Genomic DNA, 15720 nt, shown 5'->3' on the forward strand with positions numbered 1-15720 from the left:
CCAATTTCTATCCGATCAGATATCCAGTTCTGCATCTGTAGCATGCTCGTAGATAAATGCCTTACGTGGCGGAACATCGCTTCCCATAAGGATCTCTGTCACATCAGAAGCCATGCGGGCATCTTCGATCTCCACACGCTTCATCATTCGGGTCTCCGGATTCAGAGTCGTCTCCCACAGCTGCTGGGCGTCCATCTCTCCCAGACCTTTATATCTCTGAAGGGTAAAACTTCCCGGTTTATGGCTCCGGCGGTATTTCTCCAGAGCCTTGTCATCGTAGAGATATTCCTCCTGTCCCTTCTTGGGCATCACTTTATAAAGAGGCGGCATGGCAATATATACATGTCCCTCATAGATCAGTTCCGGCATAAAACGGTAGAATAATGTCAAAAGCAGCGTGGAGATATGGGCTCCGTCCACATCGGCATCGGCCATAATTACAATCTTATCGTAACGGAGTTTGGTGATATCGAAATCGTTTCCGTATCCTTCGGAAAAGCCACATCCAAAAGCGTTGATCATGGTCTTGATCTCCGCATTGGCCAGTACCTTGTCGATGGTGGCTTTCTCTACATTGAGGATCTTACCGCGGATAGGCAGGATAGCCTGATAGTTACGGTCTCTGGCAGTCTTGGCAGAACCGCCGGCGGAATCTCCCTCTACAATAAAGATCTCGCAGAGAGACGGATCTTTCTTCTCACAGTTGGCCAGCTTGCCGTTGGAATCAAAAGAGTATTTCTGCTTGGTGAGAAGATTGGTCTTGGCACGTTCTTCCGTCTTACGGATCTTGGCCGCTTTTTCCGCACAGGAAAGTACCGTCTTCAGTGTTTCCAGGTTTCGGTCAAAGAAGAGTACCAGCTGTTCCCCTGTCACTTTACCGGTGGCTCTGGACGCATCCTGGTTGTCCAGCTTGGTCTTGGTCTGGCCCTCAAAACGGGGTGCCGGATGTTTGATGGAGACAACGGCTGTCATACCATTTCGGATATCTGCTCCTGTAAAGTTGGAATCTTTATCTTTCAGTACACCGATCTCACGTGCGTAAGTGTTCATTACGGTTGTAAAGGTTGTCTTAAAACCGGTCAGATGTGTTCCGCCTTCTGCATTGTAGATATTGTTACAGAATCCAAGGACGTTCTCACGGAATTCATTGGTAAACTGAAAAGCTATCTCCACCTGGATTCCGTCTGCCTCTCCTTTAAAGTAGACCGGATCATGAAGTGGTTGTGCGTTCTTATTGAGATCACGGATAAATCCCACGATTCCCTCCGGCTCATGATACTGGATATCTTCGATCGTATCCCCTCTTCGGTCCTCAAAATGGATCGTAAGTTCCGGGTTCAGGTAAGCAGTCTCGTGAAGACGGCTCTTTACATCGGCTGCCCCGAATCTTGTTTTCTCAAAGATCTCCGGGTCCGGAAGGAAGTTCACACAGGTTCCGGTTCCTCTGGTTTTCCCCAGCTTCGGGAGAAGTCCTGCTTCCAGTTCAATGGTAGGGATTCCTCTCTCATAGTGGTCATGATGTACATAGCCGTCACGGCTGATCTTAATATCCAGATAGGTGGACAATGCATTTACAACCGAAGAGCCCACGCCATGAAGTCCACCGCTTGTCTTATATGCGGAATTATCAAACTTACCGCCTGCATGAAGAGTTGTAAAAACAAGTCGTTCCGCTGACACGCCCTTGGCATGCATATCTACCGGGATTCCTCGTCCGTTATCTTCTACTGTACAGGAACCGTCCTTCTCAAGAACTACATGGATCAGGCTGCAATATCCTGCAAGGTGCTCGTCTACCGCATTGTCTACGATCTCATATATCAGATGGTTCAGTCCCTTTCTGGATACGCTTCCGATGTACATACCGGGGCGCTTTCGTACGGCCTCGAGGCCTTCCAGGACAGAGATACTGTCCGCATCATAAGTGTCTTTTTTTGCCATTCCACTGATTCCTTTCTTTTTCTTTTCGAACATTTGTTTGTATTATATCAGAAATTTGCTTTTTCGTAAAGCAGACATTTATATTCCTACTATATTATATAGTTACTATATTGATTTCTGTAAAATATTCCTTTTTTCTTTTCACAGTATAGCAGCTCAGGAAATCTGTCTGTCCGGCAGGCAGATATTCGCACCCCCGCTGGGGACTTCTTTAATTCGGGTCAAGCAGGGGACTTACTTAATTTGGTTAAAAGACTGATTTCTTCAGCCGCCACAGCCTATCTATTCTATCAAACCCCCTTTAAAACTGCAAGTAAAATCCGGTTCCTGAAACTCCCCGAAAAATTTTTTAAAAAAAATGAAAAAAGTACTTGCATTTTGAAAAAAAGTGTTATATACTAACGAAGTCGGTTGAGGGAAACAATTTAAACGACAGAAACAAATGAATATGGCCAGTTGGTCAAGGGGCTAAGACGCCGCCCTCTCACGGCGGAAACACGGGTTCGATTCCCGTACTGGCTATTGCGTAAAAGCAGTTAGAAACCTTATTCTAACTGCTTTTTTCGTTGCTCCGGAAGTGATGAAAAACAGGGGTGTAATCAAAAGTGTAATCAACTATATGTTTTGATACTTTTTTGCATTTTTTTATTTTCTGTTTTATAATTTCCCCTGAAAAAAAACTTAAGATAAGGGGTGACTTCTCATGCATCACAAACTTTCTTTTCGCAGAAAACTGCAGGCGTTTTTTCTTTCGCTGCTGCTTGTTCTGCTGACAACGGCAGGAGTTCCCTCTGCTGCTTATACAGCTGAGGCTGCTTCTGCTGACACGACGATGGCTGTCCATTTTCTGGATGTTGGACAGGGACTTTCCATCCTGGTCCAGTCGCGGGGTAAGAATCTTCTGTATGACGGCGGTGACCGGGGACATTCCAGTTTCGTGGTTTCGTATCTGCAGAAACAGAATATTTCCACCATCGATTATATGATCTCCTCCCATTATGACGAGGATCATGTGGCCGGTCTTGTTGGATGTCTGGACAGTTTTTCCGTAAAAAATGTGATCGGTGCGGATTATGTGCAGGATACGAAGATCTATCAGTCTTTCGAAAACAGCGTTGCCGCTCAGGGACTGACTGTGCAGCATCCGGAACCTGGAACGGATTTCTCTTTCGGAAGCGGGAAATTTACGGTTCTTTCTCCCCAGTCCATCAGCAGCAATGATAACGATAATTCTGTTGCGATCCGACTGGAAAACGGAAGCAATCATTTCCTGTTTACGGGAGATGCGGAGTCTGCCGGTGAGGAAGCGATCTGTAATCTGGGACTGGATCTTTCCTGCGATGTGATTGTTCCGGGGCATCATGGTTCTGCCACTGCTACTACCTGGGATCTGCTCCAGGAGACAGTTCCGGAATATGCAGTGATCAGCTGCGGCGCAGGTAATTCCTACGGGCATCCACATAAGGATACTATGGACAAACTTGCCGATATGGGAATCCAGGTGTTCCGTACGGATGAGCAAGGTACGGTGATCGCGGTCAGTGACGGAAATAACATTGAGTGGAACCAGAGTCCGTGTAATGATTATTCTGCGGGTGATGAATCAGATACTGGTACGCAGCCTTCTTCTGCTTATGATAATTCTGGTACATCCGGATATAGTTCTTCCAATGGGGCCGGGGATTCTCAGGCTGAAGTGCAGGCTGATCCGGAACCGGTCGGAGATATGGTATGGATCTCCGCTACCGGAAGCAAGTATCACCGGATCCCCAACTGCGGAAATATGAACCCGGATAACGCTACGGAGATGACCCGCGCACAGGCGGAAGCTGCGGGGTATGAGGCTTGTAAGAAGTGTTATTAGAAACGACAATGTATTTCAGGCCTGGTGAGTATTATGTCATGTTAACGTAATATGGATAATCTTTAAGAATATTATTTAAGGACAGCTGTATCATACATTGATATGATATGGCTGTCCTTTTCTTTATGTATCTTATTATTTTCTCTTCTGTAGGGTCCTGGCTTATGCCTGGATAGATTCTGGCTGATTATTGTCTCTTATTCGAAGTTCAATTTCCAGCATTTCCTGATTGTCTTCAATTCTCGTTCCTATATTATTTTTCAATATCCTCCGCCGGCTCGGCCGGTACGAAGACTCTCTTCTTTTCTTTCTTCTCTTTTTTTGCGGCTTTGGCCCGCTCGGTGGCTTCCAGGCAGAATTCCATCTGGGAATTTATCAGGGTTTTTCCCCGTTTGTCCTGCTTCTCATAGAGACCGGAGGGCTTAAGGATATGCGCTTTTACATTGTCACGGAATTCCAGATCCAGCACATGTTTGATCTCGTCCTTGATTCCCTCATCTTCCACAGGGAAAACAATCTCCACACGACGGTCAAGATTACGTGGCATCCAGTCTGCACTTCCCATGTAGATCTCATCGGAACCACCATTGTGGAAATAGAAAATCCGGCTGTGCTCCAGGAAATTGCCGACAATGGAACGCACATGGATATTTTCACTGATACCCGGAATGCCCACTTTCAGACAGCAGATACCACGAACCAGAAGATCGATCTTTACACCGCAGGAAGAAGCGTAATACAGTGCCGCCATGATCGCAGGGTCACACAGGGAATTCATCTTCGCCACAATGTGAGCCTCTTCTCCGTCTTTCGCATGCTGTGCTTCTCTCTCGATCATTTTTACAAAACGGTCTTTCATCCAGATGGGCGCAACGATCAGACGATTCCAGCGTTTCGGCTCGGAATATCCGGAAAGCATGTTAAAGACAGCCGTTGCATCCTCACCAAACCGCTCATCACAGGTAAAAATACCGCAGTCTGTATAAAGTTTGGCTGTGGAATCATTATAGTTTCCGGTTGCCAGATGGACATAACGGCGGATTCCGTTTTCTTCTCTCCGCACAACAAGGGTGATCTTGCTGTGTGTCTTCAGTCCTACCAGACCATAAATTACATGGCAGCCTGCTTTTTCCAGCATTTTGGCCCAGACGATATTGTTTTCCTCGTCAAAACGTGCTTTCAGCTCTACAAGAACAGAAACCTGCTTGCCGTTTTCCGCAGCCTGAGCCAGCGCCGCAATAATAGGGGAATTGCCACTGACACGATACAGTGTCTGCTTGATTGCCAGTACATCCGGATCTTTTGCCGCCTGGCGCACAAAATTCACCACCGGATCAAAACTCATATATGGATGATGCAGGAACACATCCCCTTCCCGGATCACCTGGAAAATGTCTTTATCATTCTGAAATGCCGGTACTGCTGCCGGTTTGTACTTCGGCTCCTTGAACTGATCATATCCATCGATACCATAAACCTTCATCAGCATGGTCAGATCCAGCGGTCCGTTGATAAAAAAGATATCATCTCCATGAACCTGGAACTCCATCTTCAGGATATCCAGAAGCCTCGGGTCCATCTTATCTTCCACTTCCAGACGGATCACTTCGCCCCACTGACGCTTTTTCAGCTGTTTCTGGATCTCCACCAGAAGATCCTCCGCCTCATCCTCATCGATGGAAAGATCTGCATTACGCATGATCCGGTACGGATGTGCACAGATCACATCGTAGCTTAAAAACAGTTTGTCGATGTTCCGCTCAATGATCTGCTCCAGAAGCGTTACCGTTGTATGACCTTTTTTTTCGGAAGGGATGATCACCACTCTCGGAAGCACGGAAGGCACCTGCACGGTGGCAAAATCTATCTCTTCTTTTCCTTTTTTGGTATCTTTTCTGGAAAGAAGTGCTCCGATGTTCAGTGTCTTGTTACGGATCAACGGAAATGGTCTGGAAGAATCCATTGCCATGGGTGTCAGAACCGGATATACATTATCCTCAAAATACCGGTCCACAAATTCTTTCTGTTTCTCGGAAAATACCTCATGCTCAAAGATCACATGAAGTCCTGCTTTTTCAAGGGCAGGAACCAGAGACCGGTTTAATGTACTGTACTGTACGTGAACCAGATCATGGGCCTGCTGACTGATGGCTTTCAGCTGCTCTTTGGCTGTCATTCCCGCAATGTCCGTTTTTTTGTACCCTGCATGGACCTGATCTTTCAGGGATGCCACACGGACCATGTAGAATTCATCCAGATTGGATGAGGTAATGCTCAAAAATTTCAGTCTTTCAAACAGAGGCAGATTTTTGTCCCTGGCCTCACTGAGCACGCGGTCATCAAATTTGATCCAGCTCAGCTCTCTGTTTACAAAATATTCCGGTTTGTCAAATTCCTTAAATTTCATACAAAAACCTCCTCCGTTATCTTCTGCCTTTCCGTCTCATTACAAGCCGGATGCCAAACACCTCTTCAAAGAATTCCTTTTTATCCTTCAGAAGCCCCAGTTCCAGAGAAACATCCTTCGCGGAGTCTATCACCAGATAAAGGATTCTGTCCTTCAATGTTACATTGAGGGCTTTTACCTTCTGATAATGGCTTCTGTCCATGGCATTGGCCAGACGGAGAATTGCTGTCAGCTTCGCAGTCAGGAGATAATTTTCCCTGTTCATGGAAGTTTCACGGTTGATCTCTTCATAACAGCCGAATTCTCTGGTATTATACCGCACCGCACTTGCGATCACCTGCCGTTCCTCTGTGGAAAGGCCTATGATCTCCGTCGCCATGATGATCCGGTAGGAACATTCTGCAACATCACTCATACTGATATATTTTCCGCAGTCATGAAGAAGAACCGCAATCTGCAGAAGAAGGCGTTCACGTTTTCCCATGCCATGGATTTTTTTTGTACTGTCAAAAATATCCAGTGCCAGATCGGTGGTTCCTGCAATATGATTCTTTCCACTGGAATACCTTTTGGCAATATTTGCGGACGCCACCAGGATATCATTTTCAAAATTGTGGGCGCTTTTCAGATATTTGTTTTTTTCCGCATAATCATAGGCAATTCCATCCAGAAGAGAAACACCGGGGATCCACAGTGCTTCCGCCTGAAAAATTTCTATGAAATTGCGGATGATAACCATATTCGGCACAATCAGGGAAGCATATTCCGGTTCCAGCCCCATGGATTCTGCAAGATCATAGTCGGACATGTTTACGATAGTCTCGTATTTTTTCAGGAACTCTTCCTTTGTGATCATATTTTCCCCGGATCTGTCCTGAAAAATCGTATCTGTGAGAAAATCTCCCATCAGGATCAGATTGGAAATTTCTTTGTCCTTAAGATAAAGTCTCTGGAAACACATCAGGTCATTACGGATAAATTCCTCTACCAGCCGGTCATAATGTGGAGTCGTTTTCTCCAGTTCTTTCAGCCGTTCACGGATACGAAGACTTCCCATACGGATACTCTGAGTCAGTACGAGAGCATCTTTGTCAAAGAGAGAAATCTGCAGGTTTCCACCTCCGATGTCCAGAATTGCCGTGCCTTTCTGAATGGCTTTTTTGAAGCCGGATTCAATGGCCGCAATGGATTTATATCCCAGAAAATGCTGTTCCGCATTACTTAAGATCTCCACACGGATTCCGGTCCTCTGGAAGATCTGTTCCAGGATGATCACCGGATTTTCCAGTTCACGCAGGGAGCTTGTGGCACACGCACGCCAGCTTTCCACCCCAAAGTCAGCCATCATGCGTTTAAAATCATCAAGGATCCCACAGAGTTCATCCACAGTTTCCATCTCAAGCCGTCCAGCCGCATAAGTTCCCCGCCCCAGTTCCAGCTGGTAACGAACGTCATTAATCTCCCGGAAACCGGTCCGCTTTGACATTTCAAAAATCTTCATGCTGACTTCATAGGATCCTATATCAATTGCCGCAAAGGTTGTCACCGCCATAGTTCATCATCCTTTCCCCCAATACACAGGTGGACTATTTTCTCTTTTCTTCCTCTGTTCCCACAATATAATCAATAAACTGCTGTGCGGCACGTCCGGTCAGGCCACCATGAGAAAGTTCCCACTGGTTGGCTTTCAGAAGAAGCTCATCTTCCGGCATGGTAACGCCATAACGGGCTGCCAGTGTGCGGACGATCTCCTGGAACTGTTTTTTGTCCGGTTTGCCAAAATAGATACGGACTCCAAAACGATATACCAGGGAAAGTTTCTCCTGTACGGTATCGGAAGAATGCAGATCATCTTCATCTGCGATCTCCAGCTTGTCTGCCGCACGTTCACGCACAAGATTACGTCGGTTACTTGTTGCATAGATCAGGACATTGTCCGGTTTTTTCTCAAGACCGCCCTCGATCACTGCTTTCAGATATTTATATTCGATCTCAAATTCCTCAAAGGAAAGATCGTCCATATAAATAATAAAACGATAATTACGGTTTTTGATCTGGGCAATCACTTCATTGAGATCCTGAAACTGATGCTTGTAGGCCTCAATAATACGAAGCCCCTGATCATAATACTGGTTCAGGATACCCTTGATACTGGAAGATTTACCGGTTCCCGCATCACCGAAAAGAAGGCAATTGTTGGCCTTTCTTCCCTGGACAAACGCTTCTGTGTTGTCGATGAGTTTTTTCTTGGCGATCTCATATCCTACCAGGTCATCGATCTTCACATGTGCGATCCTTGTGATAGGCTGGATCTCTACCTTGCCGTCCTCGTCATGACCAATACGGAATGCCTTGTGAAGGCCCAGCTTGCCAACGCCGAAATCTTTGTAGAAGGATACCATGTCATCCATGAATTCTTCGGTTGTGGTGGCTGCTGCCAGAGTTTTGCTCATCTGGCAGATACGGTCACGGATCCTGGTATTAAAGAGCTTACTGTTCTCATCCGGTGTCTGATAGTCACAGATCACCTTGCAGCATGCTGTCCCGAACACTTTGTCAAAAACTGTAATGTCAAAATCGTACAGTTCCTTGAAGATCTGGAAATCGTTTTTTGCCAGCTCGTTGATACTGCCTTTGATGGCTCCCCGGATCTCGCTTGCCATGCTGAAAGCGTTCTCATGATTTACCAGAAGGAATGTAAGATATGTATGCCAGATATTTCCGGAAAATCCATACATTCCTGCCAGTTCCACCAGCCCGTTGACACTTTTGAAAAACTGGTCTTCTTTTGCCTTGAGAGCTTCTTCATCAGATTCATAAAGATTGATAAGCTCTGTCATATCGTTCAGTATCTCACCGTTTGAAAAATTACGGTAAAGGATACATTCCTGAATTCTTGCTAACATAATAATAAAACTCCTCTGTATCTTAATAATTTCCAAGAACGCGGAGAACATTCGCCTCCGCCTCGATTCCTCTTAATGCATTCTCCACAGCGCTTTCGCCAAGTTTTCCTGTGAAGTCCACGAAGAAACGGTATTCCCAGGATTTTCCCGGGATCGGACGTGATTCGATCTTGGTCATGTTCAGTCCGTTGTAGATGATGTGGGAAAGCATGTTGTAAAGGGTTCCGCTTTCATGAGGCAGCTCAAAACAGATGCTGATCTTTCCGGCTTTTTCCTCATACTCCGGTTTCCGGCTTACAATGATGAAACGTGTGGAGTTTGCTTTTTCCCGGCAGATGTTTTCCGCAAGGACCTTAAGGCCGAATACCTCGCCTGCCTCACGGCTTGCGATGGCTGCCACACCTTTATCTCCCACTTCGCTGACCTTTTTGGCTGCGCCTGCGGTGTTTTCCACTTCTTTCTTTTTCCAGGACGGGTGCTCTTCCAGAAAGGCTTTGCACTGAGCAAGTCCCTGTGGATGGGAGCAGACTTCCCTGATATCTTCCACCGTTGCATCCGGCATTCCAAGAAGCACATGATCCACACGGATGATCTGCTCACCTACGATATAAAGTTTGTATTCCATGAGAAGGTCGTAGATATCAGCCACGATACCTGCGGTGGAATTCTCGATGGGAAGTACCGCATAGTCTGCTTTTCCGTGGGTTACATCCTCCATGGCTGTACGCCAGGTTTTTACGTGATAGCTTTCGATATTTTTTCCAAAGTACTGGCGCATGGCAGCATAGCTGTAGGCTCCCTCTACTCCCTGGAATACAACGGTTGCGTTTTCAAGGGGAACATGCTTTACAGTTGTAAAGTTACGTTCTCCGTAAATTCCATGTTCTGTAAGCAGCTGGTATTGTCTCTTGCGGCTGATAGCCATGATCTGGCGAAAAAGCTCCTGCACGCCAAGGCTGTTAAAGTCTCCGTGGGCTTTTTCTTTCAGGGTATGGATTTTCTGGCTCTCACGTGCCGGATCCAGTACCTGTTTGCCTGTTTTTATTTTGTATTCAGCGACTTCTTCACTCACCTTCATTCGTTTTTCAAAGAGACGTACGATCTCGCTGTCGATCTCATCGATCTCGTCTCTGTATCTTTCCAAATCTGTCATTCATTTCCTCCGTTATGTTTCCTGATAATTTCTGTAAGATCCCCCAAAAATGCCAGGGAACCAAAAGCAATGATCACATCCTCTTTTCCTGCCAGATGATAGGCCTCTGCCACTGCAGATTCGATGTCATCAAAAGGCCTTACATCGGAATGAAACTCCCGCACTGCGTCTGCCAGCTCCTGGGGCGTCAATGCCCTGGGGTTGTCAGGTGCCGCAATGGTGAGGATGGTATCTGCATATTTTTCTGTTTTCTGGATGACTTTGCGGTAATCTTTGTCACGGAACATTCCCATGATATAAATAATCCTTTTCCCCTTAAAATACCGCTCAATGGATGCAGCCAGCATGTCTGCCGCAGCCGGGTTATGAGCTCCGTCAACCACAAAATCCGGCTTCGTTCCAAGAAGTGCAAATCTTCCCGGCCAGGTAGTACGTTTCAGTCCATCCTGTCTCTGCTTTAGTGTGGTTGGGTATCCCTGCTCATTTAAGATCTCCAGTGCCCGAAGGGCTGCCACTGCATTTTCTTTCTGGTAAGCTCCTGCCAGGGATATCGTATATTTCTCTCCTTTATAAAGAAACGTCTGCCTTGTTATGGATGCTTCCAGTACTTTTGCACAGTCCCGGTCTGCTACTTCGTATGGTACATTCTGTTCTTCGCATACTCTTCGTATGACCGCTTCTGCCTCCGGCTGCTGTTTTACCGTCACCATATGGCTGTCCGTTTTGATAATGCCGGCCTTTTTTTCTGCTATCTCGCCCAGGGTATTTCCAAGAAATGCCGTATGATCCATACTGATGGATACCAGAATGGAAAGAACTGTGGTACGGATAATGTTGGTGGCATCCAGATCGCCACCCATACCAACTTCCATTAATACAAGATCGCATTTCTCATCCTGAAAATAAAGAAATGCGGCTGCTGTTTCAATTTCAAATACTGACGGATGCGGCTTGCCTTCTTTTACGATCTCATCGATCACTTCCGCGATCCTTGTCACATATGCTGCAAATTTCTCTCTGCTGACAGGCTCTCCGTTTACTTCCATCCTTTCTCTGTAGGAATAGACTGCCGGGGAAATATATCTTCCCACACGATAGCCTGCACCTGATAAAGCGGAATACAGATATGCGATCACAGACCCTTTTCCGTTGGTTCCCGCTACGTGAACGTACTTCAGTTCATCCTGGGGATTTCCAAGCCGCCTCATCAGCTCCCTCATATTTTCCAGTCCCAGAACAATCCCTTTTTTCAGTTCTGCGGCTCTGATGTAGGCACGACTTTCTTCATAATTCATCGTCTGTTTTCTCCTTCCGCATGTGTTGAAAATATAAATAATTTCGTTCATTATAACCCACGTGTATATTTTTTTCAAGGCAGGGGAGACTATTAAAGACGCTTTTCCACGTTAAATATATATAAAGTTAAACTTCCCATTTTCTGCTTTCGAAAAGAGAAGTTTTTTTGCTGATGAGAAGGAGCTTTGAGATGCAAAAGAAGGATTTTTTTCTGTGCGGTTTTACGGGCTGGTGTCTGGAGATTTTCTGGACAGGGCTGCACTCTCTTGTCACCGGCCATTTTACCATGATGGGCAAAACCTCTCTTCTGATGTTCCCGGTTTATGGTCTTGCGGCCCTGATCCGGCCGGCTTACCGTAAGCTCAAAGGTTTTCCGGTTATGGTACGGGGGATTTTTTACAGCTGCGGGATTTTTTTCGTGGAATTTTTAATCGGATCTTTTTTTCAGAAGCTTCATATCTGTCCCTGGGACTATTCTCACGTTCCGCTCCAGTATAAAGGGGTGATCCGGCTGGACTATGCACCCTTATGGTTTCTCACCGGTCTCTTTTTTGAGTGGCTTCTTCGACAAAATCCTCGGAAAGTCTCTTGAAAATCTCACAGTTATATTATATGATAACTGGAAGGAATCTGATTTCCAGTAAATAATTGGAGGTACAACATGAGACATTTAATGAGTCCGTTGGATTTCTCGGTTGAAGAGCTCGAGAAGCTTCTGAATCTCGCCGATGACATCGGGAAAAATCCCAAAAAGTACGCGCATACCTGTGATGACAAAAGGCTTGCGACACTGTTTTACGAACCAAGTACACGTACACGTTTAAGTTTCGAGGCAGCCATGATGAATCTTGGAGGAAAGGCTCTTGGTTTTTCTTCCGCTGATTCCAGCTCCGCTTCCAAGGGCGAGAGTGTTGCCGATACTATTCGCGTTGTTTCCTGCTATGCAGATATCTGTGCTATGCGTCACCCGAAAGAAGGTGCTCCGCTTGTAGCTTCTATGGCATCCAATATCCCGGTGATCAATGCCGGCGACGGCGGCCACCAGCATCCTACTCAGACATTAACTGATCTTTTAACTATCCGTTCCCTGAAAGGCAGACTTGACAATATCACGATCGGTCTCTGCGGCGATCTGAAATTCGGACGTACTGTCCATTCTCTGATCGAGGCTCTGGTCCGTTATGAAAACGTAAAATTTGTCCTGATTTCTCCGGAGGAACTTCGTATTCCAAGTTATATCCGTGAGGATGTTCTGAAACGTAACAATGTGGAATTTGTTGAAGAGGAACGTCTGGAGGATGCTCTTCCGAGTCTTGATATCCTGTACATGACCCGTGTTCAGAAGGAGCGTTTCTTCAATGAAGAGGATTATGTCCGCATGAAAGATTTCTATGTTCTGGACAAACAGAAACTGGAGCTTGCGCCGAAGGATATGTATATTCTTCATCCGCTTCCGCGTGTCAATGAGATCTCTGTTGAAGTGGATTCTGATCCGCGTGCCGCTTATTTCAAACAGGTCCAGTACGGTGTTTATGTACGTATGGCCCTGATTCTTACTTTACTGGAGGTGGAACTGCCATGTTAAACGTAGGTGCTCTTCGTGAAGGTTATGTTCTGGATCATATCAAAGCCGGCAAGGCTATGACTATTTATCATGACCTGAAACTGGATAAACTGGACTGTACCGTTGCCATTATCAAGAATGCCCGCAGCCAGAAAATGGGCAAAAAAGATATCATCAAGGTTGAATGCCCGATCGAAGATCTGGATCTGGATATCCTTGGTTTTATCGATCATAATATTACGGTAAATATTATCAAAGACGAGAAGATCGTTGCCAAGAAAGAGCTGAAGCTTCCGAAACAGGTTGTGAATGTGATCAAATGCAAGAATCCTCGTTGCATCACTTCCATCGAGCAGGGACTGGATCAGATTTTTGTTCTTGCTGATGAGGAAAGGGAAGTTTACCGGTGTAAGTATTGCGAAGAGAAGTATAGCGGTAAACGGAATAAATAGATTTTTTTGACTGTATAACTGTATTAACGAACGGACGCGTCCGGTCCCCGGTTCGATATTCGGCTGTTTCGGAGTCTAGGAATACTACGGCTCCTGCAAAGGCCTGAATATCGAACCGGGGATCGGGCGCTGTTTTTTGGCTGTTGCATGGATGTTTTTATTTTAGCTCGTTCGACGTTTGGTTTTTTGGGTAATAATTGTATAGTGAAATGTATCAGTTTTATATCTTTGTCTTATGTCAAAATATTTTATTGTTGACTTTATGTGTTAGATATTTTATTCTGTTTGAAACAGATTTACATTTTCGAAAGGAATTGTCTGTATTACATTTTTAGTTTTCTATTTTTATTCTTATGTTCCACCGATTCTGGTATTTTTTCATTTTATCAAGTTTATATATACATAGCTGTTACGCAAAGGAAAATGTATTGTCTGTTTTTATTTTTTCTGTTATATTATAATCAGACAATTTCTTTCTTGTGTCTTTTTGCAGAAAGGATTTTTTATGACACGGAAAGAAATGATTACAAATGATAAAATCGGTTCTGCAACTGTAGTTCAGCATGAGGATGCGGTTTTAAAAATTGCCGCTCAGTTCTTTGCTAAGGAGTTGCTTCCTTATCTTGGTATTGATGGGAAGGTTATATCTTCTGCTCCTACAGAGTCCATTGTCCTCAATCTTAAGAAATTCTATGAAGATATCAATCTTATTATGGAAGATGGTACATGGAAGCATTTTGAGTTCCAGAGCAAGAATGAGGGAATTCCCGGTTTGAAACGTTTTCGTTCCTATGAAGCTGTGACCAGTTATCAATATGATGTTTCTGTCACCACATACGTTTTTTATTCGGGAAATATACGGAATCCGGTCACTTCATTTACCGAAGGAATAAATACTTATCATGTTATTCCGATCATAATGAAGGATCACAGTGCAGATAAACTGATCAAAACGCTGAAAGAGAAAGCTTCTTCTGGAGACATTCTTACAAAAGCTGATCTCGTTCCACTGACTCTGATTCCTCTGATGGACGGGCAGCTTTCCCAAAAAGAACGATTTCTTCAGGCATTTTCTCTGACTGAAAATACAAAAGATATTCCATCGGAAGATCTTCAGAAAATCGAGGCAATGATCTATACCATGGCAGATAAGTTTCTTGAAAATGATGATTTTGAACATGTTAAGGAGGGAATTCGTATGACACGTTTGGGTCAGATGCTGTTTAATGATGGTTTTAATGACGGTTTCAATAATGGTTCCCAGAAAAAGCAGCTTGAGATTGCCAGAAATCTGATAGGGAAACTCAGTGATGCTTCTATTGCTGAAACTACAGGTTTGCCTTTGGATGTGATTCTGAAACTGAAAAAAGAACAAACTATGAAAGTATAAAGTTTCTGACGTTCTTTACCAAAAAAGCAACTGCTATTTCGCGGATCTATAAACTGGCCGCAAAATACAGTTGCTTTTATTATATGCTTATTTATTATACACAGTCAGACCGATAAGCCGGGTTATGTCGTTGAGTGATCATCTATCTAGGCCTTCCGTTGCCAGAAGGCTCCAGCGACCTACCTGAAAGCACGACGGGCCGCCGTATGGCTTTCTTCTCGGTCTTGCTTCGAATGGAGTTTACATGTGCCCGCTCTGTTACCACAGCGGCGGTAGTCTCTTACACTGCCTTTCCACCCTTACCCCGCAAAGGAGGCGGTTTATTTCTGTTGCACTGGTCTGGGAGTTACCTCCACCGGACGTTATCCGGCATCCTGCCCTGTGAAGCCCGGACTTTCCTCGTCTGGACCCTTTCGTCTGTCCAGCCGCGATCACCTGGCCTGGCTGCGCATCTGATATTTTAGCACAGGTACGCAAACTTGTAAAGTTTGTTTTTTTACATTGCCATGTGGGCGGATGGCTACGCAGGTCGCATTTCAATGCGGTAAGTGCGAGGGAAGGCGATCTCAGAGTTCCGAAGCCCGAACGCAATGCCATTTAGTTAGAACATAGTATTCCAAAAGATTGCAATGTATGGTAAAAAAGAATTATACATTGCAATCTTTTCTTGTGTGACAGTAAAAATAAACCCCCTGCTATGCAGGGGGAGGGAAGATCTTTAGATATAAGTAATCTCCTGTGTTAAAA

11 protein-coding genes, 1 tRNA gene and 1 other RNA gene are annotated in these 15720 nt (G+C 45.1%); 6 read left to right on the forward strand and 7 right to left on the reverse strand.

Annotation, left to right across the window (positions count from 1 at the left end):
• Positions 1 to 15: 15 nt before the first annotated feature.
• Entirely contained in the window at positions 16 to 1941 is a 1926-nt protein-coding gene (locus GPK88_RS15940) for a DNA gyrase/topoisomerase IV subunit B (protein ID WP_118170294.1), read from the reverse strand.
• Between the two features lie 450 nt (positions 1942 to 2391).
• Here GPK88_RS15940 and GPK88_RS15945 point away from each other — a divergent pair.
• Both GPK88_RS15945 and GPK88_RS15950 read left to right on the forward strand, forming a co-directional pair.
• Positions 2392 to 2463: transfer RNA gene (locus GPK88_RS15945), tRNA-Glu, on the forward strand.
• 181 nt (positions 2464 to 2644) lie between these two features.
• Positions 2645 to 3805 carry a ComEC/Rec2 family competence protein gene (locus tag GPK88_RS15950; protein ID WP_148447596.1) on the forward strand — a complete coding sequence of 387 codons (1161 nt, stop codon included), beginning with the start codon at positions 2645 to 2647 and terminating at the stop codon, positions 3803 to 3805.
• A gap of 253 nt (positions 3806 to 4058) precedes the next feature.
• Here the strand turns inward: GPK88_RS15950 and GPK88_RS15955 are convergent, their stop codons facing one another.
• Genes GPK88_RS15955 through GPK88_RS15975 form a run of 5 tightly spaced genes read right to left on the reverse strand, consistent with a single transcriptional unit; the run spans position 4059 to position 11566 of the window.
• Entirely contained in the window at positions 4059 to 6212 is a 2154-nt protein-coding gene (locus GPK88_RS15955; RefSeq protein ID WP_215708040.1) for an RNA degradosome polyphosphate kinase, read from the reverse strand.
• Between the two features lie 16 nt (positions 6213 to 6228).
• Positions 6229 to 7764 carry a Ppx/GppA phosphatase family protein gene (locus GPK88_RS15960; RefSeq protein WP_148447592.1) on the reverse strand — a complete coding sequence of 512 codons (1536 nt, stop codon included), beginning with the start codon at positions 7762 to 7764 and terminating at the stop codon, positions 6229 to 6231.
• Positions 7765 to 7798: 34 nt separating this feature from the next.
• Positions 7799 to 9118, reverse strand: a complete 1320-nt coding sequence (locus GPK88_RS15965; protein WP_148447591.1) for an ATP-binding protein — start codon at positions 9116 to 9118, stop codon at positions 7799 to 7801.
• A 22-nt stretch (positions 9119 to 9140) separates the two neighbouring features.
• The gene (pheA, locus tag GPK88_RS15970) at positions 9141 to 10271 is read right to left on the reverse strand and encodes a prephenate dehydratase (protein ID WP_148447589.1); all 1131 of its coding nucleotides are present in this window, start codon (positions 10269 to 10271) and stop codon (positions 9141 to 9143) included.
• On the reverse strand, positions 10268 to 11566 hold the full coding sequence (locus GPK88_RS15975) for a bifunctional folylpolyglutamate synthase/dihydrofolate synthase (protein ID WP_173763060.1): 1299 nt from the start codon (positions 11564 to 11566) through the stop codon (positions 10268 to 10270). The genes pheA and GPK88_RS15975 overlap by 4 nt, the downstream gene beginning before the upstream one ends.
• 191 nt (positions 11567 to 11757) lie before the next feature.
• Here GPK88_RS15975 and GPK88_RS15980 point away from each other — a divergent pair, with 191 nt between their 5' ends.
• The 4 genes from GPK88_RS15980 (at position 11758) to GPK88_RS15995 (ending at position 14973) form a co-directional block, all read left to right on the forward strand.
• Positions 11758 to 12159: a putative ABC transporter permease gene (locus GPK88_RS15980; RefSeq protein ID WP_118062610.1), complete on the forward strand. Its 402-nt coding sequence runs from the start codon at positions 11758 to 11760 to the stop codon at positions 12157 to 12159.
• 69 nt (positions 12160 to 12228) lie between these two features.
• Positions 12229 to 13152, forward strand: a complete 924-nt coding sequence (gene pyrB, locus GPK88_RS15985; protein WP_021977930.1) for an aspartate carbamoyltransferase — start codon at positions 12229 to 12231, stop codon at positions 13150 to 13152.
• On the forward strand, positions 13146 to 13583 hold the full coding sequence (locus tag GPK88_RS15990) for an aspartate carbamoyltransferase regulatory subunit (protein ID WP_173763059.1): 438 nt from the start codon (positions 13146 to 13148) through the stop codon (positions 13581 to 13583). The genes pyrB and GPK88_RS15990 overlap by 7 nt, the downstream gene beginning before the upstream one ends.
• A 505-nt stretch (positions 13584 to 14088) precedes the next feature.
• A complete protein-coding gene (locus GPK88_RS15995) occupies positions 14089 to 14973 on the forward strand; it encodes a hypothetical protein (protein WP_173763058.1) in 885 nt (294 codons plus the stop codon).
• 97 nt (positions 14974 to 15070) lie between these two features.
• Here the strand turns inward: GPK88_RS15995 and rnpB are convergent.
• An RNA gene (gene rnpB / locus GPK88_RS16000) (RNase P RNA component class A) lies at positions 15071 to 15420 on the reverse strand.
• Between the last annotated feature and the right edge of the window lie 300 nt (positions 15421 to 15720).

Origin of the sequence: Blautia sp. MCC269, from assembly GCF_018785655.1 — a bacterium.
Taxonomy (GTDB): Bacteria; Bacillota; Clostridia; order Lachnospirales; family Lachnospiraceae; genus Blautia_A.

What these genes read in the sequence shown, in the direction of transcription:
- pheA (WP_148447589.1), bottom strand. Translation starts at nt 10,271, where the DNA reads ATGACAGATTTGGAAAGATACAGAGACGAGATCGATGAGATCGACAGC.
- GPK88_RS15980 (WP_118062610.1), top strand. Translation starts at nt 11,758, where the DNA reads ATGCAAAAGAAGGATTTTTTTCTGTGCGGTTTTACGGGCTGGTGTCTG.
- GPK88_RS15940 (WP_118170294.1), bottom strand. Translation starts at nt 1,941, where the DNA reads ATGGCAAAAAAAGACACTTATGATGCGGACAGTATCTCTGTCCTGGAA.
- pyrB (WP_021977930.1), top strand. Translation starts at nt 12,229, where the DNA reads ATGAGACATTTAATGAGTCCGTTGGATTTCTCGGTTGAAGAGCTCGAG.
- GPK88_RS15955 (WP_215708040.1), bottom strand. Translation starts at nt 6,212, where the DNA reads ATGAAATTTAAGGAATTTGACAAACCGGAATATTTTGTAAACAGAGAG.
- GPK88_RS15995 (WP_173763058.1), top strand. Translation starts at nt 14,089, where the DNA reads ATGACACGGAAAGAAATGATTACAAATGATAAAATCGGTTCTGCAACT.
- GPK88_RS15990 (WP_173763059.1), top strand. Translation starts at nt 13,146, where the DNA reads ATGTTAAACGTAGGTGCTCTTCGTGAAGGTTATGTTCTGGATCATATC.
- GPK88_RS15960 (WP_148447592.1), bottom strand. Translation starts at nt 7,764, where the DNA reads ATGGCGGTGACAACCTTTGCGGCAATTGATATAGGATCCTATGAAGTC.
- GPK88_RS15965 (WP_148447591.1), bottom strand. Translation starts at nt 9,118, where the DNA reads ATGTTAGCAAGAATTCAGGAATGTATCCTTTACCGTAATTTTTCAAAC.
- GPK88_RS15950 (WP_148447596.1), top strand. Translation starts at nt 2,645, where the DNA reads ATGCATCACAAACTTTCTTTTCGCAGAAAACTGCAGGCGTTTTTTCTT.
- GPK88_RS15975 (WP_173763060.1), bottom strand. Translation starts at nt 11,566, where the DNA reads ATGAATTATGAAGAAAGTCGTGCCTACATCAGAGCCGCAGAACTGAAA.